The sequence below is a fragment of the Pseudoalteromonas ostreae genome (assembly GCF_018069805.1).
GTDB classification, from domain to species: Bacteria; Pseudomonadota; Gammaproteobacteria; order Enterobacterales; family Alteromonadaceae; genus Pseudoalteromonas; species Pseudoalteromonas ostreae.
This window is the reverse complement of sequence record NZ_JAGPYN010000083.1, coordinates 1-395: the sequence shown is the minus strand read 5'-3', so window position 1 is coordinate 395 and position 395 is coordinate 1. Positions and strand designations below refer to the sequence as shown.

1 pseudogene is annotated in these 395 nt (G+C 43.5%); it reads left to right on the top strand.

What is annotated here, in order from left to right:
• Positions 1-395 (top strand): annotated as a pseudogene (locus J7338_RS20625) (transposase); the annotation flags it as partial.

Genomic DNA, 395 nt, shown 5'->3' with positions numbered 1-395 from the left:
CTGTCCCGCAGGCAATGACATGTGGCGAAGTGGTATCAATGTAAAAAGCCACAACCAAAAATACACGCGATTCTGCGGTTACTTAAAAGATTGCAAAGTATGCCCACTGCAACAGCAATGCATGCGAAAGCCACCGATAAAAACAGGGCGGCAAGTACAGTTTAAAAATGATGAATCGCGTAAACAGCTAAGTTATATCGACAAAATGAAGGCCAAAATAGAGAGCCCAATGGGGCGACGACAGCTTTTTATAGAAGGAATGGCAAACGACTAGGCCGTATAGAGCCTGCTTTACTTTAAATAGAAGGCGGAATATTACAGTTAACAAAGGCATGAATAAATTGACCTTGCGCGGGCAAACGAAAGTGAATGCATTCACTTCATTCCGCGGCAAC